The sequence below is a fragment of the Clostridioides sp. ES-S-0006-03 genome (genome assembly GCF_020662275.1).
GTDB lineage: Bacteria > Bacillota > Clostridia > Peptostreptococcales > Peptostreptococcaceae > Clostridioides.
Genome location: NZ_JADGMM010000005.1, coordinates 178,549 through 204,044, shown reverse-complemented (window position 1 = coordinate 204,044; position 25,496 = coordinate 178,549). Strand labels below are relative to the sequence as shown.

At 27.8% G+C, this 25,496-nt stretch carries 24 protein-coding genes; 1 reads left to right on the top strand and 23 read right to left on the bottom strand.

Translation table 11 applies throughout. The features are described 5' to 3' along the window. Window positions 1-22: 22 nt before the first annotated feature. The 23 genes from IR151_RS08935 to aroE form a co-directional block, all read right to left on the bottom strand. Window positions 23-790 carry a ribonuclease HII gene (locus IR151_RS08935; protein WP_227434172.1) on the bottom strand — a complete coding sequence of 256 codons (768 nt, stop codon included), beginning with the start codon at window positions 788-790 and terminating at the stop codon, window positions 23-25. A 71-nt stretch (window positions 791-861) separates the two neighbouring features. Then, window positions 862-3,054 (bottom strand): adenosylcobalamin-dependent ribonucleoside-diphosphate reductase, encoded by a 2,193-nt coding sequence (locus IR151_RS08930; RefSeq protein WP_227434171.1) that lies wholly within the window; start codon window positions 3,052-3,054, stop codon window positions 862-864. A gap of 536 nt (window positions 3,055-3,590) precedes the next feature. Further along, window positions 3,591-4,886 (bottom strand): branched-chain amino acid transport system II carrier protein, encoded by a 1,296-nt coding sequence (brnQ, locus tag IR151_RS08925; RefSeq protein WP_227434170.1) that lies wholly within the window; start codon window positions 4,884-4,886, stop codon window positions 3,591-3,593. A 1,132-nt stretch (window positions 4,887-6,018) separates the two neighbouring features. Beyond that, entirely contained in the window at window positions 6,019-7,311 is a 1,293-nt protein-coding gene (brnQ, locus tag IR151_RS08920; protein ID WP_227434169.1) for a branched-chain amino acid transport system II carrier protein, read from the bottom strand. 389 nt (window positions 7,312-7,700) lie between these two features. Continuing rightward, window positions 7,701-8,597, bottom strand: coding sequence for a ribosome biogenesis GTPase YlqF (ylqF, locus tag IR151_RS08915; protein ID WP_227434168.1), 897 nt, complete (start codon window positions 8,595-8,597; stop codon window positions 7,701-7,703). A 317-nt stretch (window positions 8,598-8,914) separates the two neighbouring features. Next, entirely contained in the window at window positions 8,915-9,265 is a 351-nt protein-coding gene (rplS, locus tag IR151_RS08910) for a 50S ribosomal protein L19 (RefSeq protein WP_227434167.1), read from the bottom strand. A 187-nt stretch (window positions 9,266-9,452) separates the two neighbouring features. Beyond that, the gene (gene trmD, locus IR151_RS08905) at window positions 9,453-10,148 is read right to left on the bottom strand and encodes a tRNA (guanosine(37)-N1)-methyltransferase TrmD (RefSeq protein ID WP_227434166.1); all 696 of its coding nucleotides are present in this window, start codon (window positions 10,146-10,148) and stop codon (window positions 9,453-9,455) included. An 8-nt stretch (window positions 10,149-10,156) separates the two neighbouring features. Then, the gene (rimM, locus tag IR151_RS08900) at window positions 10,157-10,672 is read right to left on the bottom strand and encodes a ribosome maturation factor RimM (protein ID WP_227434165.1); all 516 of its coding nucleotides are present in this window, start codon (window positions 10,670-10,672) and stop codon (window positions 10,157-10,159) included. A 110-nt stretch (window positions 10,673-10,782) separates the two neighbouring features. Then, window positions 10,783-11,010, bottom strand: coding sequence for a KH domain-containing protein (locus IR151_RS08895; protein WP_227434164.1), 228 nt, complete (start codon window positions 11,008-11,010; stop codon window positions 10,783-10,785). A gap of 64 nt (window positions 11,011-11,074) precedes the next feature. Next, window positions 11,075-11,347 (bottom strand): 30S ribosomal protein S16, encoded by a 273-nt coding sequence (gene rpsP, locus IR151_RS08890; RefSeq protein ID WP_003419338.1) that lies wholly within the window; start codon window positions 11,345-11,347, stop codon window positions 11,075-11,077. Between the two features lie 39 nt (window positions 11,348-11,386). Then, window positions 11,387-12,739 (bottom strand): signal recognition particle protein, encoded by a 1,353-nt coding sequence (gene ffh, locus IR151_RS08885; RefSeq protein ID WP_227434163.1) that lies wholly within the window; start codon window positions 12,737-12,739, stop codon window positions 11,387-11,389. Next, entirely contained in the window at window positions 12,736-13,104 is a 369-nt protein-coding gene (gene ylxM / locus IR151_RS08880; protein WP_227434162.1) for a YlxM family DNA-binding protein, read from the bottom strand. Before ylxM ends, ffh begins: the two co-directional genes overlap by 4 nt. Before the next feature lie 102 nt (window positions 13,105-13,206). Continuing rightward, window positions 13,207-14,499 (bottom strand): signal recognition particle-docking protein FtsY, encoded by a 1,293-nt coding sequence (gene ftsY / locus IR151_RS08875; protein ID WP_227434161.1) that lies wholly within the window; start codon window positions 14,497-14,499, stop codon window positions 13,207-13,209. A 26-nt stretch (window positions 14,500-14,525) separates the two neighbouring features. After that, window positions 14,526-18,080, bottom strand: a complete 3,555-nt coding sequence (smc, locus tag IR151_RS08870) for a chromosome segregation protein SMC (RefSeq protein WP_227434160.1) — start codon at window positions 18,078-18,080, stop codon at window positions 14,526-14,528. Window positions 18,081-18,107: 27 nt separating this feature from the next. Further along, on the bottom strand, window positions 18,108-19,178 hold the full coding sequence (locus IR151_RS08865) for an elongator complex protein 3 (protein ID WP_227434159.1): 1,071 nt from the start codon (window positions 19,176-19,178) through the stop codon (window positions 18,108-18,110). A gap of 53 nt (window positions 19,179-19,231) precedes the next feature. Continuing rightward, window positions 19,232-19,942, bottom strand: coding sequence for a ribonuclease III (rnc, locus tag IR151_RS08860; RefSeq protein WP_227434158.1), 711 nt, complete (start codon window positions 19,940-19,942; stop codon window positions 19,232-19,234). Between the two features lie 162 nt (window positions 19,943-20,104). Continuing rightward, entirely contained in the window at window positions 20,105-20,566 is a 462-nt protein-coding gene (locus tag IR151_RS08855; protein ID WP_227434157.1) for a CD1247 N-terminal domain-containing protein, read from the bottom strand. A 91-nt stretch (window positions 20,567-20,657) separates the two neighbouring features. Beyond that, entirely contained in the window at window positions 20,658-21,215 is a 558-nt protein-coding gene (gene efp / locus IR151_RS08850) for an elongation factor P (RefSeq protein ID WP_227434156.1), read from the bottom strand. A gap of 398 nt (window positions 21,216-21,613) precedes the next feature. Then, window positions 21,614-22,144, bottom strand: a complete 531-nt coding sequence (locus IR151_RS08845; protein ID WP_227434155.1) for a hypothetical protein — start codon at window positions 22,142-22,144, stop codon at window positions 21,614-21,616. Continuing rightward, a complete protein-coding gene (locus IR151_RS08840; RefSeq protein WP_227434154.1) occupies window positions 22,134-22,553 on the bottom strand; it encodes a hypothetical protein in 420 nt (139 codons plus the stop codon). Before IR151_RS08840 ends, IR151_RS08845 begins: the two co-directional genes overlap by 11 nt. 19 nt (window positions 22,554-22,572) lie before the next feature. Beyond that, entirely contained in the window at window positions 22,573-23,265 is a 693-nt protein-coding gene (locus IR151_RS08835) for a hypothetical protein (protein WP_227434153.1), read from the bottom strand. After that, the gene (locus tag IR151_RS08830) at window positions 23,252-23,611 is read right to left on the bottom strand and encodes a hypothetical protein (RefSeq protein ID WP_227434152.1); all 360 of its coding nucleotides are present in this window, start codon (window positions 23,609-23,611) and stop codon (window positions 23,252-23,254) included. The genes IR151_RS08835 and IR151_RS08830 overlap by 14 nt, the downstream gene beginning before the upstream one ends. A 57-nt stretch (window positions 23,612-23,668) precedes the next feature. Continuing rightward, window positions 23,669-24,520: a shikimate dehydrogenase gene (gene aroE, locus IR151_RS08825; RefSeq protein WP_227434151.1), complete on the bottom strand. Its 852-nt coding sequence runs from the start codon at window positions 24,518-24,520 to the stop codon at window positions 23,669-23,671. A gap of 258 nt (window positions 24,521-24,778) precedes the next feature. Here aroE and sigK point away from each other — a divergent pair, with 258 nt between their 5' ends. Further along, the gene (gene sigK, locus IR151_RS08820; protein WP_227434150.1) at window positions 24,779-25,420 is read left to right on the top strand and encodes an RNA polymerase sporulation sigma factor SigK; all 642 of its coding nucleotides are present in this window, start codon (window positions 24,779-24,781) and stop codon (window positions 25,418-25,420) included. The last annotated feature ends 76 nt before the right edge of the window (window positions 25,421-25,496 follow it).

Below are 25,496 nucleotides of genomic sequence, written 5' to 3'. Positions count from 1 at the left end.
TATATATTATATCATATTATGTTTATAGTATATTTTTCAAGAAGCTTTTTCTATGTATAGGAGTTATCCCATGTTTTTCAATAGCTTCATAGTGTTCTTTTGTTCCATATCCCTTATGAGATTTAAATCCATATTCTGGATATACTCTATCATATTGATACATTATACTATCCCTAGTAACTTTCGCTAATATACTTGCTGCTGCTATTGATATAGATTTTGAATCTCCTTTTATAATTGGATTTTGAACTATATCAATTCCTGGTATTGTCGCTGCATCAACAAGTAAGTAATCTGGTGTTTGTTTTAAACAATTTATTGCTTTTTTCATTGCCATATACGTGGCATTTAATATGTTAAATTCATCTATTTCTTCGTTATTTACTATCCCTATTCCATAATCTAATGCTTCTTTTTTTATTACTTCAAAAAGCTCATCTCTTTTTGCTTCACTTAGTTTCTTAGAATCATTTACGCCTTCTATTTTTGTATTTTTCTTAAACACTACAACAGAAGCTACAACAGGACCTGCAAGTGGTCCTCTTCCAGCTTCATCAATTCCTCCAATATATAAATATCCTTTACTATATCCTTCATTTTCAAACGTATTTATAGTTTCTAATCTTTCTGCTTCTTTTCTAATATTATCTAGTTTCTTAGCAAGTTTTATAGCCAAACTTTGAACAGATTTTCTTTCGTCCACTCTTAATATTTCTATATATTCCATATACTTTTCAACTTCTAAAGCCTCAATTATTTCTTTAATCTCCCTCACACTCTTGTTCTGCATGCTATCCCCTCATCTTTCACCTGTAAAAATATTCTTCTCTTAAATATATTAAAAACTCACTAACTTAGAATTTAATTGCATCCACTATATCCACATTTTAAACATATACTACATCCACCTGTATGTGCTATTCCTTCACTACCACACTCAGGGCATACAAACTTTTCATCTTCTTCAAAATTTTTACTTTTTAATTCTTTGGCTTTTTCTTCTTTATTATCTTTTTCTTCTTTATTATTTTTATGAGACTCTTTTTTATTATCTTCTTTTTTGTTATTTTCTTTTTTATTATCTTCTTTTTTTTCATTTATTAAGATTCCACTCCTTTTGCATCCATCTCTAAATATTGTTACTCCCTTAAGACCAGCTTCCCATGCCTTAACATATATGTTGAAAACATCTTCAATTGTAGTTTCAAAAGGTATATTTATTGTAGATGATATAGAAGCATCAATATACTTTTGCCATACTTTTTGCATATTTATTCTTTCTTCATATCCTATATTCATAGCAGTAACAAAAAAATCTGGTAAACATTCTTCATCTGTAATGCCTTTTTTATCCATATATTCTTTAACTATTGGAGTATATACTTTATAATACACATCTTCATCATGCAAACTTTCAGTTTTTCTTATATATGAAAGATTAAATATAGGTTCTATTCCTCCACTAATACCTATCATTGTAGATATAGAACCTGTAGGAGGTATAGTTAAAAGTTGTGAGTTTCTAAGCCCATACTTTTCAACCATCTCTTTAATATCATCGTTTAGGTTTTCTATAAAAAATCTGGATTTAGAAATATTTTCATATTTATACTCACTAAATGTACCATATTCTTTAGCAATTAAAGCTGATTGTTTTACAGCTTCGTTAAGCATAGTTTTACCAATTAAATCACACAATTCTAAAGATTTATCAGAACCATATCTTATCCCCATCTTTATAAGCATGTCAGCAATACCCATTACACCTAATCCTATTTGTCTATATTTATAGACACTATCCCTTTGTTCTTGTAATGGATGTAAATTTAATCCCTCATCTAATACATCATTTAAAGCTACCACAGCTTCTCTAACACAAGATTTTAACTTATTAATATCAAAGGTAGCATGTTCCCCAAATGGTTGTATTACAAACTCTGATAAGTTTATTGAGCCAAGCAAACAGCTTCCTCCACTTGGAAGTGGCTCTTCTGCACAAGGATTTACACCTGAAAAACAAAAAGACTTATCTTCACTCATAAGGTTATATGTTTTTATTTTGTCCCAAAATAATATTCCTGGTTCTGCATAATCCCAGTTATTTTTAACAAACTTATTAAACAAATCATATGCATTTACTATTTTGACTATTTTTTCTCCAGTAGTTTCAACTTCAAAAGTACAATTATACAGCTTTTTTTCCTTTACAGCTTGCATAAACTCATCTGTTACTCTTACAGAAATATTTGCTTTAGTAACCTTCTCCAAATCAGTTTTTATATCTATAAATTCCTCTATTTCTGGATGATTTACATCCATAGAAATCATAAGAGCTCCTCTTCTACCTCTTTGACCAATCAAACCTGTCGTCATGCTATAAAGTTCCATAAAAGACACTGCTCCAGTTGTATATTTTGCAGCATTATTTACTTTTGCACCTTTGGGTCTTAATTTTGAAATATCAATTCCAACCCCTCCACCATAACTAAAAGTTCTAGCAAGTTTTTTTGCAGTGTCAAAAATATCTTCTATACTGTCTTTTGGTGGCTCTATTACATAACAATTAGAATAAGTTACTTTTTTACCTTCTTTATGTAAACCTCTATTTGCTAAAATTCTACCTGCAAATAAAAATCTCTTTTGTCTTATTAACTTTGATATTCTTGGACTATTATTTGAAATTCTCTTTATCCATTCATCAAAACTTTCTCCATCGTGTCTATACTTATTTTTCCATATTGATTTTTGTAATTCATCAAACTCCCAAGCCTTATGTCTTATTTCTGAACGTCTTTCTCTATATAATATGTAGTGTTTTGCTATATCTTTTCTATTTGATTCCATAAGTAATACTTCAACTATATCTTGGATTTCTTCTACAGATAAACATTTTTCCATAGAATTATAATCATTAGCAATTTTTCTTGATATATCATATGCTAAATCTCTATCTACTCCACCTTCACTATTTATACTAGCTTTATAGACAGCATCTTCAATCTTACTTTTACTAAAAAGTTCTTTTGTCCCATCTCTTTTTATTATGTACTTCATTTTTAGACCTCCAATAAATTAGTATTACATTAATACACCTATTAGTTGTAATTCTAAACAAACTTTTTTCTATATTTGCATGTTTTCATATTAATTATCTTACACAATATATATTATACTATTTTATATTCAATATAACACGCTTTATAGTTTTCTCAATTAAGTAAATGAATTTTTTATATTCTAAATATCTTCTATTAAAAACTTAAAAATAACATAAAAAAGTATATAAAAGTGTAATTATACTCTTATATACTTTATTTTTTTATAAATTTTATCCTTATTGTTCCATTATTTTCCATTGAAATTATTAATAAATTCTTTATATTTTCCATACAAATATGCTACATCCCATAAATATTATTTGTAAATATATATAACAAAATTCAACCTAACAATAATCTATCTTTAATCTACTTAATTTAATATCCATTTACATATAAATACATATAAAGTTTTACATATCAAAAAGGAATTGCCTCCTAAATGATTTTAATCACTTTAAGGCAATTCCTATATGTATGAATTATTCTTTATTATTGTACAGCTTTACTACTTTGAGATGGAATAAAGTTTCCTATTATCCCTGCTATTACAACTGGAACTACCCAGTTAAATCCTAATGAAGCTAGTGGTAAGCTATTAACTAAAGGTATATTTATACCAAAGCTTGTTGCAACTGTTAATACACTTACTAACAATGCCATATATGCAGCGCATTTAAATACGTTATCATTTTTAATTTTATTACTAAATAATGCTAGTATAACTAGAGTTATAGTTGCTGGATATACCATACTTAATATAGGAGAAGAGAATTTTATTATTGTACTTACTCCAAAGTTTGATATGATTGCACTAAATACACAAACTACTATAACTATATGCTCATATTTTAATTTTCCATCTGTAAGTGTTGAGAAATATTGACCTGCTGCTGAAGAAAGACCTATAGCTGTTGTTAAACATGCTAATGCAACTATAATAGCCAATAGAATTTTACCTGTATTTCCAAGTAATGATGCTGTTATTGAAACTATTAAAGCTGTTTGTTGAACATCTTGTCCATATATCTTAGATACAGTTGCTCCAAGGTAACATAGTCCACCATAAACTAGTGCCATACCTATTACCGCTATAACACCTGCACTTACTGTAGCTTTCATCTTTTCTTTTTCACCTGTATAACCTTTAGCTATTACTGACATGATTATAATTGATGCAAATACACTAGCTGCCAATGCATCCATTGTTTGATATCCTTGAGTTATACCTTCTGCAAATACATTTTGTATTAAAGAAGTATCTCTTATGTCTCCTAGTGGAGATACAATACCTTTAACTATTAATACTGCTAAAGCTATAAGTAAAGCTGGAGTTAAAATTGATCCAACTATATCTACAACTTTTGATGGTCTTATTGTTAAAACCAATACTATAGCAAAGAATACTATAGAGAATATTACTGGGCTTATTCCTGAACCTATTGTAGGTAATATACCCATTTCATAAGTTGTTGCTGCTGTTCTAGGTATTGCCAAAAGTGGCCCTATACAGATTACCATTGCACATCCTAATACAACACTTAATCCTTTACCAGCTCTTGAAAACATTTTTGATGTGTCTCCATTGAACTTAGTTGCTGCTATAACTGCTAATAATGCCAAACCACCATCTGCGAAAAGGAATCCTATGAAAGCTACTAGCCAGCTACCTCCGGATAAAACTCCTAGATATGGAGGGAATATTAAGTTCCCAGCACCAAAAAACATTGCAAATAGTGCAAATCCAATTACAATTACATCTTTAAACTTGATTTGTTTCTCACCCATTTAAAGCACCCCCATTTGAATTTTACTACTTTTTATTACATTTTACCAAAAAATAAGTCCAATCTCTTCTTAAATGAAAACCTTTTGACGAGATTTTATTTAATTATACATTTTTGACTTAAACTTGTCAATTATGTTTCATAATTTATAAAATCTTCGCAATATTTAGTACAACTTTCTTAATTAAATAAAATTAACATGTATACTTTAAACATATATGCTTTTTTTATTTTTATTTAATTTTTCTTGACAAAATTAAAACTTTTAAATCATCTTAATTGTGCGACTTTTTCAATTATTTGCATTATTTCCAATTTATATTGCTTTATAGACAATATTAATGTATACATCACTCTCCTTTTTGTTTTGTATAATCTTTTAATTTCAATTTAAATTTTAAATATTTTGTGTTTATTATATAATCTGAAAAAAAAGCAGTCAATATGATTTTTAATTTTTTTAATTTTCAAAATTATGATACTTAGAAAATCGTTTTCCTTTTGTCATAACTTCTATTTACGTTAATTCTTGTAGTATTTTGTATTTATTTTGCTAAATTCACTATTAATTTTACGTAATTCCAATTCTACGCTTATAGACTTTTTACTTGCTAGAGTGCTTCCAAATCATTTTTTCTGAAAATTTTTTATTATGATTTGTTGATTTATTTTTCTTCATAGAAACTATATTATAAGTTCCAACTTGTTAAAACTTTGCAGTTGCTAGTATTCATCTTAGTTTACTTATTTTTTAGAATTTACTAAATAATCTTAATATAATCCAATTAAAAAACAATTTAGTAATTTACATAAGTTATTTATATGTTCAAATGCCTTAAATTTTATTTTATTATTTTATTATTGTCACAATTTTATTTATATAATATTTTTGTAAAAGTCAACTAATACACATATCTGAACTTCTAATATTCCTTTAAATAGCTTTTATAAATACTCATTATTGTTAAAAAATAAACATTATTTTTTTTTAATACTTCTAGCTAATTTTTACTATATTAAATGCAAATAATTAGTATATACTCAAAAATAAAAAGAGTTATCTATATAAATAGTTTCATTTATTATAGATAACTCTTTTATTTTCAGATGCTTATATTTCAATTAAATAAGTTTTAATTTGTACCAAGTGTATTAGATTGACTCTTTGATGGTATAAAATTACCAATTATTCCAGCTATTATAACTGGAACTACCCAGTTAAATCCTAATGTATGAAGAGGTAACGAATTTACTACTGGAACGCTTACTCCATAACTAGATATAACTGTTAATATACTTACAAGCAATGACATATATACTGCTCCTTTGTATACATTATCATTCTTAATTTTTTCATTAAAGAAAGCCAATATTATTAAAACAATTGATGGTGGATAAACTATACTTAGTATAGGAGATGCTATCTTTATTATAGTTCCAACACCAAAAGATGCTACTACTGCACTGAATACAGATACGGCTAATACTATTTTTTCATAACTTAACTTACCTTTTGTAAGTCTAGAAAAATATTGCCCTGTTGCAGATGTAAGACCTATAGATGTAGTTAAACATGCTAGAGATACTACTATTGCTAAAATAACTTTTCCAACATTTCCAAGTAATCCTTGTGTTATATTTACTATTACTTGTGATTGTACTGCATCTGTTCCATACATTGTTGATACAGTTGCTCCAAGGAAACATAATCCACCATAAACTAGTGCCAATCCTCCACAAGCAAGAATACCTGCTTTACCAATCATCTTTAACTTTTCACTAATACTAGTATATCCTTTTTCATTTAGAGATACTATCAGTACTGATGCAAGTGCTATTGCTGCAAATGCATCCATTGTCTGGTAACCTTGACCAATACCTTCTGCAAATACATTAGGTATCATAGGTTTATCTATTACCTCTCCAAGAGGAGATATAACACCTTTTATAATTATAAATGCTAAAGCTATTAGAAGAGCTGGAGTTAAAAACTGTCCAACTATATCTACGACCTTAGATGGTCTTACTGTTAATACATATGATATCGCAAAATAAACTATACAGAATAATAACACTGGAATTGAGCTTCCAAATAAAGGCATCATACCCATCTCATAAGTTGTTGCACCTGTTCTTGGTATAGCTAAGAATGGTCCTATACATAAAATATCTACACAACCTATAAGAATTCCCAATTTCATACCACATCTTTTAAACATTTCTACTACGTTTCCATCGAATTTAGCTGTAGCCATTACTGCTAGAAGTGCCAAACCAGCATCGGCAAATGTAAATCCTAAGAAGGCAATTAACCATTCTGGACCTGTAATTATTCCCAAGTATGGTGGAAATATTAAGTTACCTGCTCCAAAGAACATTGCGAATAATGCAAATCCAAATACTATTACATCTTTGGTCTTACCCATTATAAAATCCCCCTTTTTAACCTTATTAAATTAACAAAATTTCTCAATTGTTCACGTTTGCATAAATAAATTAACTAAAACAATAAGAATCTATTATTAAATTAATAAAATTAAATAAATTAAATTTTTAATATATTGTATTTATTTGTGCTTATTATATATTATATGAAACAAGCACGTCAATATACCAAAATTGCAAATTATCATACTGATTTTAATTTTCAAAAAATTAGGTATATTTGTCTTAAATTAATATTTTTGAAAGTTTTCTAATCTAATTTATACTTTCATGTGACAATTTTTGTCTATATTTCAGAAAAGAAAAAAAACCTTTTAAAAAAAGGTTTTTTTTTACTCATAATATTAATTTTTTAACCCAGCTTTAAAATCTATCTTTTAACACTCTCTGGTACTTCTAGTGTTATATTGCCTATCTTTCCATCTCTAAACTCATTTAAGACAGTTACAGCTATGCGTGTATAATCAAGTTCTTTCCCACCTGTTATGAATCCTCTTTTATGACCAATCATATCCATTGTTTCAATTGGAGTTTCTCCTAAAGAATCTAATTTATATCTAGCTTTCAACTTTTCTGGCTCTATTATCATAAGTTTTTCTATAAGTCTTAAAGCTAAGGTCTCAACGTCTAAAATCTCATCTTTTATAGCTCTACTAAATGCTAAGTTTAAAGCAACTTCTTGGTCTTCAAACTTTGGCCAAAGTATTCCAGGTGTATCTAAAAGTTCAAGATTTCCCTTTAATCTAACCCATTGCTTACCTTTAGTTACTCCTGGTTTATCTCCTGTTTGAGTGCTTTTTCTACCTGTTAATTTGTTTATAAGAGATGATTTTCCTACATTTGGTACACCAACTATCATTATTCTTATAGCTCTTTCTTTTCTTCCTTTATCTTTTAAAGAACTCATTTTTTCTCTAGTTACATTCTTACATTCTTCTACTATCTTATTTACACCTACACCTTTTAATGTATCTACTGGTATAGCTTTTATGTTATTCTTTTTGTAGTACTCAATCCATTGATTTAACTTATCTCTATCTGCCATATCACTTTTATTTAATACAACTACCCTAGGCTTATCTCCTACAAGCATATCTATATCTGGATTTTTGCTACTAAATGGTATTCTAGCATCTAAAAGTTCAACCACTACATCAATTAGTTTTAAGTTATTTTTTACTAATTCTTTGGTTTTCTTCATATGGCCTGGATACCAGTTTATATGTAGATTATTATCCATAAGATACTCTTCATATTCATTTGACATGTATATCACTCCTTTAAAATAGTATGTTATTATTACCTAATTTTACTAAAAAATATATCTACTTAAAACCTTACATTGTCACCCTTTTAACATCATACTTTACATAATATTATCTTCTTATTTTTAGTATTATTTCAAAATATAATCCAATATTTATTGATTTTATTTTCAATTTTAAAATTCCTAAATCTATCAATAAATAGTATATTTTCAACAAATAATCATATCTGCTTACAATTTAATTATTTGTTATGATTTCAGTTAAAATAGAAAGAGGACTGATAAATCAGCCCCCCATTTATAAGTAAAGTTTTTAATTATCTATTTCTAGCTTCTTTTATCTTAGCAGCTTTACCTACTCTACCTCTTAAGTAGTTTAGTTTAGCTCTTCTTACTTTACCTTTTCTAGTTACTTCTATTTTTTCTATTTTTGGAGAGTGAACTGGGAAAGTTCTTTCTACACCAACATTGAAAGACATTTTTCTAACTGTAAAAGTCTCTCTTGCTCCTCCACCTTGTCTCTTTAATACTACACCTTCGAATATTTGTATTCTTTCTCTTTTACCTTCTATAATTCTAACGTGTACTTTAACTGTGTCCCCAGGTCCAAAATTAGGAACTTCATTTTTTAATTGTTCTTGCTCAATTGCTCTTAGCATTTCATTCATCTTTCTTCCTCCTAAATATCATAGACGTTCTTAACTACCCGACCAGTGTAAACAGAGGAACGCCCGTATTTTCAACATTTTATATTATACTATACTTCTATAGTTATTACAAGCATTTTTATATTTTTAATTCCATTTATACCCACTTTATTGTATACATGTATATTAAATTTTATTGTATATGTTTTTATTTTTCTTGAGATTTTTTATATAAGTCTAATCGTCTTTCCTTAGTTATTCTTATAGATTCTTCTCGTCTCCACTCATCTATCTTTTTATGATTTCCTGATAAAAGCACTTCTGGTACTTTTAACTCTTCAAACTCTCTAGGTCTTGTGTAATGAGGATACTCCAATAGATTATCTTTAAATGACTCCTCTTCAAATGACTCGTCCTGATTTAATACTCCTGGAATTAACCTTGATATAGAATCTATCATTATAAGTGCAGGCAGTTCTCCTCCAGTTAGTACATAATCTCCAATTGAAATTTCATCAGTTACTATTAAATCAATAATTCTCTCATCTATTCCTTCATAGTGACCACATAAAAGTATTATATCCTCTTGGATAGACATCTCTTTGACTATAGATTGATTGTATACTTTACCTTTGGGAGTTAAATAAATTACTCTTGGATTGTTTATATTATGAGTTTTTATTATATGCTTATATGTGTCATATATAGGTTGAGGAGTCATCACCATACCAGCTCCTCCTCCAAATGGATAATCATCTACTTTTTTATGTTTATTATTAGAAAAATCTCTTATATTATATATATGCACATCAATTATGCCTTTTTCAACTGCTCTTTTCATTATACTTTCATTCATGTATGAATTAAATATTTCTGGAAAAAGCGTCATTATGTGAAATCTCATATTACCACCTAATCTATCATACCCTTAATAGGGTCTATAATCATTTTTCTTTCATCCATATCTATAGTAGGTACAAATTTTTTTATAGCTGGTATCATAAATTCTTTATCTTCTTCACCTTTTATTACATAGACATCATTTGCAGAATATTGAAGTACATCCTCCAAGACTCCTACATACTTTCCTTCTATAGTTAAAACTTCCAAACCAATCATGTCTGCTATAAAAAACTCGCCTTCTTCAAGGTCTCTACTCTCTTCTCTAGACACATACATAAATTTATTTTTTAGCTTTTCTGCTTTTTCTATAGTGTCTATATCTTTTATCTTCATTATAACCATAGAACCTTTATATCTTACATTTTCTACAGTCCACTTGTTGTTTAAATCTTTTCCTAAATAAAAATCTTTCAATTCATCAAATCTATCTATATCATCAGTAAGTGGATAAACTCTTACCTCACCTTTTAGACCTTGTGTGTTTACTATTTGCCCTACCTTAAAATGAGTTAATTTTTCATTCATGTTATCACCTTCTCAAAAAAATTTAATCTTATGTTACCATATCATCATAAATTCTCAAAACTGTACACAGTTATACAAAAAGGACTAGGCACTATACCTAATCCTCCTCTTTACACTATCTCAAGAGAAACTTTTATGTTTTCTCTATTTGCAACAGATCTTACGACAGTTCTTATAGCTTTAGCTATTCTTCCCTGCTTCCCAATAACCTTACCCATGTCATCTTGAGCAACTGTAAGCTTTAAGACGATACCATCATTGTCTTTAAATTCCTCAACAACAACTGAGTCAGGATTATCAACTAGAGCCTTAGCTATATCTACAACTAGCTCTTTCATATATTTCATCTCCTAAAGTAACCTCAACAATAAGTATTTACTTATACTAATTGCTAAGAGAAAATTATTTTGCTTGTTTAGAAGCTTCGAATTTTTCTATTACTCCATTTTTTACAAGTAATTTTTTAACTACTTCTGTTGGTTGAGCACCAGTAGCTAACCATTTTATAGCTTTTTCATCATTTATTCTTACTTGTTTAGGTTCAGAAATTGGATTATAGTATCCTATTTCTTCTATGAATTTTCCATCTCTTGGAGCTCTTGAATCAGCTACTACTATTCTGTAGAAAGGTTTTTTATTAGCTCCCATTCTTTTTAATCTTATTTTAACTGCCATTACAGTCACCTCCGAATAATTTTTACTATTTTTTATATTTTATTTAAAAAAAGGTAAACCGCCTAAGCCGCCCCTTTTCTTCATACTTTTTTGTGAACCAGCAAACATCTTCATCATTTTTTTCATTTCATTAAGTTGTTTTATAAGTCTATTTACATCTTGAACAGTAGTTCCACTACCTCTAGCTATTCTTTTTTTCCTAGAAGCATTTAATATTCCTGGGTTACGTCTCTCATATGTAGTCATTGACTGAATTATGGCTTTAGTTCTATTCATTTCTTTACCATTCAAGTCTACATCTCCAAGTTGGTCTTTTATATTTCCCATACCAGGCATCATACCAAGTATCTTGTCTAGAGGTCCCATATTTTGTATTTGTTCCATTTGTTGTAAAAAATCTTCAAAATCTAGTTCTTGTTTTTTGATTTTTTGTTCTAATTCCTTAGCTTTTTCTAAGTCCATACTTTCTTGTGCTTTTTCTATTAGGCTTAATACATCTCCCATACCTAATATCCTTGATGCCATTCTGTCTGGGTGGAAAGGTTCTATATCATCTAGTTTCTCTCCCATACCCATAAACTTTATAGGTTTTTGTGTTACTGCTCTTATTGAAAGTGCAGCTCCACCTCTAGTATCTCCATCTAATTTAGTTAATACTACTCCATCAACACCAAGTGCTTCATTGAAGCTTTCTGCAACATTTACTGCATCTTGCCCTGTCATAGAGTCTACAACTAAAAGTATTTCATGTGGCTTAACTTCTGACTTAATTGACTTTAACTCATCCATAAGCACTTCATCTATATGAAGTCTACCAGCAGTATCTATAATAACCAAATCGTTAGCATTTTTAATTGCATGACTTAAACCTGCCTTGGCAATATTTACTGGACTTTCTTTATCTCCCATATTGAATACAGGTATATCCAATTTTTCACCAACAACTTGAAGTTGCTTTATAGCTGCTGGTCTATAAATATCACAAGCCACCAGTAGAGGCTTCTTGCCTTGCTTTTTAAAATATCCTCCAAGTTTTCCTGCTGTCGTAGTTTTACCTGCACCTTGCAATCCAACCATCATTAAGATTGTAGGAGGTTTTGAGGAAATCATTACTTTACTTTGTACATCCCCCATTAAACTTGTAAGTTCTTCATTTACAATTTTTATTACATGTTGAGCTGGTGTCAAACTTTGCATAACCTCTTGTCCAACACATCTCTCTTGAACTTTTTTTATAAAATCTTTAACTACTTTAAAGTTAACATCTGCTTCAAGAAGAGCAAGTTTAACTTCTCTCATAGCATTTTTTACATCTGCTTCTGTAAGTTTTCCTTTTGACTTTAACTTACTGAATGCCCCTTGTAGTTTATCCGACAATCCTTCAAATATCATTTTATCATCTCCCTACATACATCTTCTATATTTTCTAGCTTAGGGATTAAATTAGAACAATCTCTATTGTGCAATAAATCTTCTTTAATGTCAATAATTTTATTTCTTATAAATTTAATATTTTTTTCCTGTTCTTGAAGCTTAGATACTAAATGTAGCTTTTCTTCATAATCTCTTAGTATCTTTTCTGAACGTTTCAATGTATCATATACACCTTGTCTTGATACACTTAAATTCTCACTGATTTCACCTAAAGAGTAATCCTCTTCATAGTATAGAGCTACTATCTCTTTTTGCTTATCAGTTAGTAATTCTTTATACTGTTCAAATAACAATCCAATTTCGACCATTTTTTCTATATTCATATCTTACACTTCCTAGCAGTATACTGTAAAGGTTATTTACTTTACACTATTGTATTTTATATCATATAAACACTCTTGTCAACCATTATTTTTAAAAGAATGCTAGTTACCAAATAATGCATCTGAAAATGATTTTGCATCAAAATCCTGTAAGTCTTCTACTCTTTCTCCAACTCCAATAAGTTTTACAGGTACATCTACTTCTGACTTTACTGCAAGCACTACTCCACCTTTTGCTGTTCCATCAAGTTTTGTAAGTACTATACCTGTTATATCTGCAACTTCTTTAAATGTTTTAGCTTGAACAACTGCATTTTGACCTGTTGTGGCATCTACTACAAGAAGTACCTCACGCTTTGCTTCTGGAAATTCTCTATCTACTATTTTAAATACTTTTCCAAGTTCATTCATAAGATTAGCTTTGTTGTGTAACCTTCCAGCTGTATCACATATCAATAAATCTGCCTTTCTAGCTTTTGCTGCCTTTATGGCATCAAACACTACTGCTCCTGGATCTGCTCCTTCTTGATGCTTTATTATGTCTACATTAGTTCTATTTGCCCAGATTTCTAATTGCTCTGTTGCTGCTGCTCTAAATGTATCTGCTGCTGCTAATAAAACTTTTTTCCCATCTTTTTTATATCTATTTGCCAATTTTCCTATCGTAGTAGTTTTACCCACTCCATTTACACCCACCATTAGAATTATACATGGAGCTGGTTCTATGTCTAATGTAGAGTTTTCATTTGTAAGGATATCTTCAACTATAGATTTAAGTTCTTCTCTTACCTTTATTGGTTCAGTAATTCCCTTTTGCTTTATCTTATCTCTTAGTTTCTCAATTATGTCCATAGTTGTATTTACACCAACATCTGCTGTTATTAAAATTTCCTCTAAATCCTCAAGCAATTCTTCATCTATTTTTGTATATGATTTTAAAACCTCATCTATTCTATCAGTTATTCCTTGTTTTGCCTTTGTTAATCCTTGTTTTAATCTTTCAAACAAATTAACTTTCTTTTCTTCATATTTCTCTTCTTTATTTTCATAATCTTCATGTTCAGTTTCTTCATCATTATTATCATTGTTTAATGCTTCTATTTCACTATCTAGAGAATCATTATTTATTATCTCTTCTACATCTTGTTCATTAGTATCTATCTTATCTTCTATCTCTCTATCTTCTTCAGCACTTTCATCAACAACTTCTTCTTCAGTTTTTTCTGGAATATCTTCTACTTTATCTACAACTTCCTCCTCAAACCCTGAAAAAATTGTTTCTTCTACATTTTCTAAGTTGTCAGCACCAGTTTCTATTTCTTCTTCTGAGCCAACATCTTTTTTTTCTAATTCCTTATCCTTGTCTTTGCCAAAACCAAATAATTTTTTTAACACTATTCTTCCTCCCATGTCAATCTAAGTTATATAATATCAGTTATCTCTTGAGCTTCTTTTAGTTTTAAACTAATAACTTTTGAAATAGCTTTTTCTTGCATTGTAACCCCATATATATAATCAGCAGCTTCCATAGTTCCTCTCCTATGAGTTACTGATATAAATTGTGTCTCTTTAGATAAATCTTTTAAAAATTCTCCAAATCTGAATATATTTGCATCATCAAGTGGAGCCTCAATTTCATCTAATATGCAAAATGGTGTTGGTTTTGTAATTAATATTGCAAATAATATGCTTATTGCAGTTAGAGCTTTTTCTCCACCAGACAGTAGATTTAAATTTTTCATTTTTTTACCAGGTGGTTGAGCTGTTATTAGTATATCACTTTCTAATAAATTTTCTTTATCTAAAATAGTTAATTCTCCACATCCACCACCAAATAGTCTTTTGTACACATACTTAAAGTTTTTACTTATTTCTTCAAATTTAACCTCAAATTCAGATTTCATATTTTCTTCTAATGTATGTATAAGTTTTTCTATTTCCTCCATAGATTCTTCTAAATCTTGTTTTTGTTCACTATAAAAATCATATCTTTCTTTTATTTCTTCATATTCTTTGATAGAATCTATATTTATATTCCCAAGACTTCTTATTTCTCTCTTTAAATTTTCTAAGAATTTTCTATCTATCTCTAGATTTTCATCTTTGATTTCCAATGCTTGTACTAAAGTCATTTCATATTGTTCAAATAACTTATTTATATATGTGTCTTGACTAGTTTTTAATCTTTCTAATCTTCCACCAACCTTAAATAAACTTTCTTTAAGTTCTATATGTTGTCTATCTATAATTTTTAACTCTTTACCAATTTCATCAAAGTTATTTTTCAAGTCATCTTTAGCTATTTTTCTAGTTTCAAGATTTCTATTGCTGTCCCCTAATTGCTTAATTAAGTTTTCTTTTTCTTTTTCTTCAATAGCTATAGAGTCTTGTAACTTAACTATTTCTTGTTCTTCATAATTTAATGATTCATCTAATTGTTTGGTTTTTTCTTCTAACTCACAATTTTCACCAGATATTCTTTTTATATCTCTAACTATACTATTATAAGCTTCTGTTTTCTTTACTAAAGTTAGGTTTAATTCATCAAATTCAGATTTTTCTTTATCATACAAATCATTATATTTTTTTATTTCATCACTTAATATATCAATTTTTTCTTTATTTTGATTGTATGTATTTTCTAGTGCTTCCATCTCTTTTTTAACAATGTCACTTTTTTCGAGAGTATAATTCAAGTTAGAACCCAAATCACTTTTCTCATTATTTAATCTAGTAATGCTAGATTTTAAAGATTCAATCTCAGATTCGATATTTTCTATACTTGTACTCTTTATTATAATACTTTTTTCTAAATCTTTTACTTCATTTTCAACTAAGTCAATTTCACTTTTTATATTTTTTATATTTTTATTTAGAGATTCTTTTGTAATTTCTAGACCTGAAATCTCAACCTTAACATCATTTATTTTTTCTGTATATTCGTTAATAAATCTTTTTCTTGATAATATATTTCCGTTAGTTTTTAAACTACCTCCTGTTAAAGAACCTCCTGGATTTAAGATTTCACCATCTAAAGTTACTATTTTAAATCTATGACCAGTTTCTTTTGCAAATTTTATCCCCTCATCTATATTATTTATAAATATCGTTCTTCCAAGTATATTTTCAATTATATTTCTATATTTTTCATCAAACGTAATTAAATCACTTGCTATTCCTATAAATTTAGTATTTGCTTTTAAATTTCCCAAACTTATTTTATTTGATTTAATTATATTTAATGGCAGAAATGTTACTCTTCCTAAATTATTCTTCTTTAAATAGTTTATTGCAGATTTAGCACTAAACTCATCATCAGTTATTATATTTTGCATATAAGCACCAAGTGCTGCTTCTACGGATTTCTCATATTTTTCAGGAACATTTATAATCTGTCCTAGCGCTCCATGAATACCTCTTAAATCCTTATTTTTTAATACTTCTTTTACACCTCTATTAAATCCCTCATAATGATTTTCCATATCTATATAAACATTTAACTTTGAGTTATATCCATTTAGATTGTATTTACTTTTCTGTATTTCATCTTCTACCTTATTGAGTTCATTAATAGAATATTGTAAATCAGCAGTTAATTTTTTATTTCTGTTATTCACATTGTTTAAATTTTCTTTTTTCATATTAAATTCTTTATTTATACTATCTAATTCAGAAGATTTTGTTTGGACATTTTGGTTTAACTCTGCTATTTCTGAGTTTATGTTTTCATCTCTGATATTCATATTTTCTTTATTTGCATTTAAAGCAGATAACTTATTACTAAATTCTTGCTTCTTATTTAATATATCTATTATATTTTCTTTAAATAATTCTATATCATTATTTAAAGATTCCAACTTCATCCTTTGATTTTCTTTACTAGATTCTAACTTTTTTATATTCTCTTGTAATATCGATAACTCTTCGCTATTTGAAGACTTATTACTTTCTAATTCTTTTATGTATACCTTATTTTCATTTAGCTTTTCTTTTATATTGTTTATTTCAGAATTTTTTCTATGAATTTCATTTGTAAAGTTTTTTATTCTTTCTTTAATTAAATTTATCTGTGACTCTTTTTTTGATATAACACCTTTAATTGAATTTATATAATCTACAGATTTTTCAATTACATCTTGTAGTACCTCTATCTCCTTATCAACATCTTCTTGTTTTTTCTCTACAACATTTTTTTGTTCTTCTTTTTCTTTAAGTTCTTTTTCAAGAACTTTACTATGCTCATCAACTTCACTCAGTTCTTTTTCTATTCCTTCAATTTCTCTTATAAAATTATTGACTTCTAATATTTTTAATTTTTCACTTATTTCTAAATACTTTTTTGCTTTTGTTTGTTGATTAAAAAGAGGTTTTAATTGATTTTCAATTTCTATATATATATCATCTATTCTTTCTAAATTTTCTTTTGTATTACTTAAATTTCTTTCTGCTTCCTGTTTTTTATATCTATATTTTGATATACCACAAGCTTCATCAAAAACTTTTCTTCTACTTAAAGGATTATTACTCAATATTTCATCTACTTTTCCTTGCTCTATGATTGAATAACCATCTTTTCCAATACCAGTATCTAAAAAGACTTCTTTTATATCCTTTAATCTGCAACTCTTATTATTTAGAAAAAATTCACTTTCTCCATTTCTATAAGCTCTTCTTCTTATAGTCACTTCTGTAAAGTCTAATTCTAATTGATTCTCAGAATTGTCAATAGTAAGAGCTACTTCACAGTAATTCATGGGTTTTTTTGTATCTGTACCTGCAAATATTACATCTTCAAGTTTGTCTCCTCTAAGACTTTTGATACTTTGTTCTCCTAATACCCATCTTACGGCATCAGATATGTTACTTTTTCCACTTCCATTTGGTCCTACTATCGCTGTTATTCCTTCTTTAAAAATAATATCTGTCTTTACTGGAAAGGATTTAAATCCCTTTAACTCTAGTCTCTTTAAATACAAATCGTTTCTCTCCCTTCATTGTTAAAACTAAAGGTTATAAATGTCATACAATTTTCTATGGATGTCTCTCATATTAGCAATAATTAAACTTTTCCCATCTAACACAATTTCTAATTGATTTATATCTAAATCTGATTCTTGTGTTTTTAAAATCACACCAAAATTTTCTTTCATATATTTAATATTTGTTTTTTTATTTCCTATTATTTTAGAAATATTCTTTTTATTAGACTTCACCAACACGTTATTTATATTTTTATTTTGTAAAATAAGAAATTCTAAATAATCTTTTATCATCTCAGCTTCTACTAATTCTCTAAAAGCAGGGTGATATGGACCCGCTAAGACAGCTTTTCCCATTTGTATATCATCAGTAGCTTGAAGCCCGACTCTTATTACATTTATATCATTAACATAAAATAATACAAGTACTTTTTTTACTATTCTTATACTCTCGTCAAGTGTAAATGGCTTATATTCGTTTTGCTCCATCAATTTTTCCAGACCAGTCTCTTTTACCACTAAAGTTGGATAAATTCTTACACAATCTGGTCTAAGCTCTACAAATTTTTTGGCTGTAAATATGCATTTTTCTTCTGTATCAGCTGGAAGCCCAACCATCATTTGTAAACCAAGTTTAATTCCACTATTTTTTATCAACTTTGAACTCTTATATACAATTTCTGACTGATGACCTCTAATACTATCTAACAATACTTTTTCATCTAAGGATTGTACTCCAAGCTCTATTATACTTGTCTTATATTCTTTTAACATTTCCAATATTTCTTCACTAATACAATCTGGCCTTGTGGACATTCTAATATCTTTTATAAAACCTTTTTCTACATATTCTTTGGCAACAGCTAATAAACTTTTTTGTATATCTACATCTATAGCAGTAAAACTTCCACCAAAAAATGCTATTTCTACATCAGCATCCTTATCTATAGTCTTTAGACATTCTTCAATTATATTTCTTGCATCTTCACTAGTAACATCAGTACTCACACCTGTTATTTTTTTTTGATTACAAAATATACAATCATGAGGACAACCTTTGTGAGGAACAAATATAGGTATAATTCTCTTTTTCATCTACAACATCCTTCTAATCTAAATATTTCTTTTTATATTTTTACATATTATATTTATTTTTCCCATAATTTTTTCTTTAAAGCTACTTTAGCAGCCAATTGTTCTGCTTCTTTTTTACTTTTACCTTCTCCTATCCCCAAAACACCTTCATTAATTCCCACTTCCATAACAAACCTTTTATTATGGTCTGGTCCTTTTTCTTCTATAAGCCTATACCAAATATTATTTTCTCCATTTCCTTGTAATACTTCTTGAAGATGTGTTTTATAGTCTCTAAATATATTTCCCTTTCTTGAATCGTAAATTATATTTTCCATATGGTGTAATATAAATTGTCTTGCACTTTCAAATCCTCCATCAAGATATATTGCTGCTATTACAGCCTCAAATGCATCTGCTAATATTGAAGTTCTATGTCTACCTCCAGTAGCTTCTTCACCTCTACCCAGTAACATATGAACCCCTAAATTTATATCATTTGCAACTTCACTTAATGAATCCTCACAAACTATATTTGCTCTAAGCTTAGTCAATTCCCCTTCGGGCAGATTAGATTCTTCATTAAATAAATAATCACTTATCACTATGCCTAAAACTGAATCTCCTAAAAATTCTAATCTTTCATTAAAATTATATCTCTTATTTTCATTAGAATATGAACTATGTGTAAGAGCTTCTAGTATATATTCTTTATTTTTAAATTTATAATTTATAACATCTTCAAATCTTTGTATATTATCTAGTAATTTTTTACTTATCTTCATTATTACATCCCTCCAAAATCCTATTCTATAAATTCTAGTGTACTATTTTTGTGCAACTATTGCAAAACCAAAATCTAAAATACTTGTCCTCATAAAAATAAAACTACCTATGAAACAAAATATCTCATAGGCATCATAGGCAGTTTTATTTCTTATGAATTTTTATTCTCTATCATCACAATTCGAACAACCACCACATGTACAATCATCATCATCATAATCATCTTCTGATGATAATATTACAGCCTTACAATCAGGACAAACAACATCTACGTCATCATCATATAATAAATCTTCGTCTATTTCTACTAATTCTCCACAATTTGGGCATTCCATTTCTATATAGCTGAAGTCCTCATCGTCATCATTTTCTTCATCTTCTTCGTAAAGGTCATCTTCCATGTCAGCAATATCTTCTTCTAAATCTGCTAAATCTTCGTCTATAGATTCAACAAAATCTTGAAGTTCTTCCTGTTCTTCATCCAATGTTACAATAGCTTCTGCAAATACTTCTAATGCATCAACTATTTTATGTATCATTTTCCCTTCTTTACTTTCAGTGCTTATTTCTAAACCTTCTGCTAAACCTTTTAAGTATGCAACTTCTTCATATAAATGTTTCATGTAACACCCCTCGCTTTCTTTTTAATATATAAACTAAAAGCTCATATATCTTATATTATTAAGACATATAAGCTTTTATATACATAAATTTTTATACTCTTGATAAATATTCACCTGTTCTAGTATCTATCTTTACTTTATCTCCAGTATTTATAAATAATGGAACTTGAACAACTGCACCAGTTTCAACTGTAGCTGCTTTAGTTACATTACTTGCTGTATCACCCTTTATTCCTGGCTCTGTATCTACAACTTCTAACTCTGCAAAGTTCGGAGCTTCCACTTGGAATGGTTGTCCTTGATAAAATCTTATTGTAGCAACTTCATTTTCTTTTAAGAATTTAATTGCATCTTCAACTTGATCATAGTTTAATGGTATTTGTTCAAAATTTTCTTGGTCCATAAAATAATATAACTCACCATCATTGTATAGATATTGCATTTGTCTTGTATCTATTACAGCTTTAGGGAATTTTTCACTTGGATTAAAACTTTCTTCTCTTATAGCTCCTGTTTTTAAATTTCTGTATTTAGTTCTAACGAAAGCAGCTCCTTTACCTGGCTTAACGTGTTGAAAATCAACTACTAAACATGGTTGTCCATCTTTTTCAAATGTAACACCTTTTCTAAAATCACCTGCTGATACCATTTTTTGTTCCTCCATATTAAAATAAATTTCTTATTTTTTAGTAAATTTTACATTACTATGCCTTTAAAATTATATCTCTTACTTGAATTCTGTCAAGTCAGGATTACAAATTTTTACTAATATCATAATATCATAAGTTATACAATATAAACAAGTATTTGGCAGATTACTTATCCTATATTTTTATTATTTACATCTATAATCACACTTTATACATTTTATATGTTGATATTATTTATCTCTACAACTATACTTTCCACTATTACTCATTACTTTTTATTTAAAAACAATGGATAAACATAATTTTTTAGATTTTTACAGAATAACTTTTATGAAAATTTAAAACATTTTTCTTCATTAATAATACTGTTACCTAAAAATTATACTGTTACTTAAAATTATACATTTTTAATAAAATTCCATATTTTTACTTTAAACTCAGTTTCATATCTTTGATTACGTTTTGATAATTTCAAGATTATATTAATATATTCTCCATTATTAGACATTGAGACATACATTTCATCTACATAATCACCAATTTCATATCCACCAGCTTGACTACTTTCACCATTTAAAGAATTTACAAACAACTTATTTCGTCTCTCATTTAATATAATTTCTTTGTTGCTTGTATATGCTTCATTATAAGTTGTATTTTCATCTATATATCTACATTTTATGGATGTCATTTTTTTTAAACCTTCATCATTAGAAGATAAGTTTATTATACCCTTAGAATTACCAATGATTCCTTCTATAGATTTTGTAATTTCAATACTTTGTTGTTGTAACTCCATTTTATCTTCTATTTTAACTTTTAAATTCATTGTAAGTATAAATATAGAATATAAAGTTATCACCAGTACTACAATTACAGTTAAAGATACTGCACTTTCTAAAAGTAAATATCCACATTTACGTTTCATATTTTCCCTCTTTCAAAAGTACTCTTCCACTTACAGGTGTTATTGTTATAGTTTTATTTAATCTACCATTATATATCTCTATTGTAGTTGCTCTTTGAGGTGAGCCATCAGATTTAAATTTTATAGTTTCAATACTTCTTGCGATTCTTACATTTCTAGGCAGTACTATGGATTTAACATCTTTGCCATCTTTTCTCAATACATATCCTTCTTGTTCCTTTTGTTTTATATAGTATATATATGTATTGTAGTTGCTAAACATATTAATTCGTCTAACATACCTTATATCTGAACAAAGTTGACGTGCAAATAAATTTATTTTATGATTTTCAAGATTATCTTTTGGAAAACATATTGTAGTTATCAATAGTATTATACTTATGGATACTACTAATTCTATTACAGTCACATTCCTTCTTTTTTCAAAGTTATACACCCCTATACTTATATATATATACTAAGTTTTTTTCATCAAAGTTCTTTTTTATATTTTCTATTATCTCTTGGTCGATTTCTTCTTCTCCATTAGTGTTTTGATTATCAAAATCTTTACTGTCAGTCTCAAATATAGTTGAAAGTTCTATTTGGTCAAACGATTTAGACTCATCAGATGTTTCAATAAAATCTTTATCACTATAATCAGCCTCTGTATAATCTTTAATATCAACTCCTACCCATGGATTTTTAATTTTCACGCTCACTTTTATTACTTTTAAAAAGTCTTTCTCTCTAGCTGTACTTGTTATGTCAAATTCAAAAAAATCTCCTTTGTCATATATAGTATTGTTTTCTATTTTTAAATGAACTTCTTCTAAATTACTATAAGATATATCTTTTATTTTTTTTATACAATCAATCATATTATTTCCTAAGAAATAGTCTCTAAATTCTTCTTCATTATTAGATATATTAATAGCTTCTTCCACACAGCAAAGAACATTACTTATTGATATTTCTATACCACTTAAAGAAACTTCCCTTAACTTAGCATCTTTATATTCTAATTCAAATAAGTTATCATTACTATAAATTAAACCTATACACATAATACATACAGTGCTTATAATAGAAAATATTATCAATGTTATTATTAATATAGAACCTTTATTATTTCGTAACATAACTCTTAAATCTTAATTGTTTTAAATCACTCTTAATTTCCATATTTATCTCATAACATTGATAATAGTTTAAAATTTGTTTCACTGTGCTATTTATCTCATAACCTTTTATGTAGTTTTTATTTATTTCATCCTCAGTCAATTGATATTCATTATTTTTTATTTTATATTTCTCATCTTCCAAGTATTTCTTTGCAATATTTAACATTTCTCTATTGGATACATTTTTACTAATAAAACTATAGCAGTTATATAAAGATGTAGATACCAAATACACAGCTACATATAATATGGCGATACTCATTATACATTCAATTGATATAAAACCATTCTTTTTCGTTTTCAATAATAAAAAACCTCTCATTAATATTTTTATTCTATAGATTAAATCTTAAGGATTTAGTTATAAATTCTTTTCATAAAGCTCTTTTATACAACTATTTTCATTACTATCTAACTTTATTCCAGTCCATATACAAAATGCACTTAGACCTTGATTTATTAACATATCAATTCCAAATATAACATCTAAATTGTATTTTCTCGCCCATTTTATAAGGCTTGTTTCATGAGGCTTGTATACTATATCACATACTAGTATTTTTTTGCTTGGAATCAATGATTCATCTATTGGACATAAGTTATTCCCCATACCTATTGGTGTAGTATTTATAAGTATATCAATTTTGCTTAAATCATTTTTATCAACTTCTTTAGTGCTATAGACTACATCTAATTTAAAACTGGATTTTATTATATTTGATATTTCCCTTGCTTTATCTATACTTCTATTTCTTATTTCTATAGATTTTACATTGTTAAATGCAAGTTCAATAGCAATACTTCTACACGAACCTCCACAACCTAATATCATGACCTTTTTGTCTTTTAGGTCAAACCCATTTTCAATTACAGCTTTTACAAATCCAACTCCATCAGTATTATATCCTTTTAATCTACCTCCTTCATTCTTAATCGTATTAACTGCTCCAACTAATTTTGCTTTGTAATCAATATAATCCAAGTATTTAATTATATTTACCTTATGAGGTATTGTCACATTACAACCCTCTACACCCATACTTTTTATGGACTCTACTGTTTTCCATAAGTCTTTTGACTCTACATCAAAGCATACATAAACATTATTTTGTTTGTATTTTTCAAATAAGTAATTATGCATGATTGGTGAAAAACTTTGTTTCACTGGATGTCCTAAAAGACATATAAGCTTTGTTTCGCTATTTATAATCATATCTTTCTCCCTTTTATTTATTGACATCTAAAATTCAATTTATACCAAATAAACTAATAATTTATCCGTCTTATTTTTTATATATTCAACAAAAAATCAAACTTAAATTCTTCTTTTTAATGTTATATTACAGCCAAAAGTTTGTAAATATATGTTTTAAATTCTAACAGTATACATATTATTTTATTGAATAACAGTCAACTTGGATAAGTCTCCTTCATATAATTTAAAGTGACCGTTAAAAAGGGGGGTGACTTATTGGCAGCGCTTAAATCTTTTGAAAAACCCTTAACCCCTGAAGAAGAGATTGAGTATTTAACTAAATTTAAAATAGAAAATGATAAAAGTGCAAAAGATATATTGATTGAAAGAAACATGAGATTAGTAGCTTATATCGCAAAAAAATATAACAATTCGACAGAGGATCAAGATGATTTAATATCTATAGGTACAATAGGATTAATAAAAGCTATAGAAACTTATAATATAGATAAAGGAACTCGATTGGCAACATACGCTTCTAGATGTATTGAAAATGAAATTTTAATGAATATCAGATCTAACAAAAAAAACAAATCACAAGTATCTCTACAAGACCCTATCGGAACAGATAAAGAAGGTAATGAAATAAGTCTTTTGGATATACTTGGTACAGATGTCAACTATGTTCTTGACGAAGTTGAGTTAAAAGTTCAAGTTGGAAAACTATATGAACAACTTAACAAAATCCTTACTCCTAGAGAAAGAGAAATTGTCCAGTTAAGATACGGGTTAACTCCTTATGGGTATAAAACTCAAAGAGAAATAGCACAAAGACTTGATATCTCTAGATCATATGTGTCCAGAATCGAAAAAAAAGCTCTTAAAAAACTAGAAAAAGAGCTTGTTCAAGAAAATTAATATTATATTTTTAGAAGGATATATCGTATAACATTAGACAAAACAACTTGCCTAAAAATTAAAATTACGATATATC

Excerpts from the sequence above, each read along its gene's own strand:
- IR151_RS08835 (WP_227434153.1), bottom strand. The coding sequence starts at position 23,265 with ATGTTACGAAATAATAAAGGTTCTATATTAATAATAACATTGATAATA.
- IR151_RS08930 (WP_227434171.1), bottom strand. The coding sequence starts at position 3,054 with ATGAAGTACATAATAAAAAGAGATGGGACAAAAGAACTTTTTAGTAAA.
- ylxM (WP_227434162.1), bottom strand. The coding sequence starts at position 13,104 with ATGAATATAGAAAAAATGGTCGAAATTGGATTGTTATTTGAACAGTAT.
- rplS (WP_227434167.1), bottom strand. The coding sequence starts at position 9,265 with ATGAATGAAATGCTAAGAGCAATTGAGCAAGAACAATTAAAAAATGAA.
- IR151_RS08935 (WP_227434172.1), bottom strand. The coding sequence starts at position 790 with ATGCAGAACAAGAGTGTGAGGGAGATTAAAGAAATAATTGAGGCTTTA.
- efp (WP_227434156.1), bottom strand. The coding sequence starts at position 21,215 with ATGGTATCAGCAGGTGATTTTAGAAAAGGTGTTACATTTGAAAAAGAT.
- ylqF (WP_227434168.1), bottom strand. The coding sequence starts at position 8,597 with ATGTCAAATGAATATGAAGAGTATCTTATGGATAATAATCTACATATA.
- aroE (WP_227434151.1), bottom strand. The coding sequence starts at position 24,520 with ATGATTATAAATAGCGAAACAAAGCTTATATGTCTTTTAGGACATCCA.
- rimM (WP_227434165.1), bottom strand. The coding sequence starts at position 10,672 with ATGAATGAAAAATTAACTCATTTTAAGGTAGGGCAAATAGTAAACACA.
- IR151_RS08855 (WP_227434157.1), bottom strand. The coding sequence starts at position 20,566 with ATGAAACATTTATATGAAGAAGTTGCATACTTAAAAGGTTTAGCAGAA.
- brnQ (WP_227434169.1), bottom strand. The coding sequence starts at position 7,311 with ATGGGTAAGACCAAAGATGTAATAGTATTTGGATTTGCATTATTCGCA.
- IR151_RS08865 (WP_227434159.1), bottom strand. The coding sequence starts at position 19,178 with ATGAAAAAGAGAATTATACCTATATTTGTTCCTCACAAAGGTTGTCCT.
- IR151_RS08895 (WP_227434164.1), bottom strand. The coding sequence starts at position 11,010 with ATGAAAGAGCTAGTTGTAGATATAGCTAAGGCTCTAGTTGATAATCCT.
- brnQ (WP_227434170.1), bottom strand. The coding sequence starts at position 4,886 with ATGGGTGAGAAACAAATCAAGTTTAAAGATGTAATTGTAATTGGATTT.
- trmD (WP_227434166.1), bottom strand. The coding sequence starts at position 10,148 with ATGAGATTTCACATAATGACGCTTTTTCCAGAAATATTTAATTCATAC.
- rnc (WP_227434158.1), bottom strand. The coding sequence starts at position 19,942 with ATGAAGATAAGTAAAAAATTACTAGATAATATACAAAGATTTGAAGAT.
- rpsP (WP_003419338.1), bottom strand. The coding sequence starts at position 11,347 with ATGGCAGTTAAAATAAGATTAAAAAGAATGGGAGCTAATAAAAAACCT.
- ffh (WP_227434163.1), bottom strand. The coding sequence starts at position 12,739 with ATGATATTTGAAGGATTGTCGGATAAACTACAAGGGGCATTCAGTAAG.
- IR151_RS08845 (WP_227434155.1), bottom strand. The coding sequence starts at position 22,144 with ATGAAACGTAAATGTGGATATTTACTTTTAGAAAGTGCAGTATCTTTA.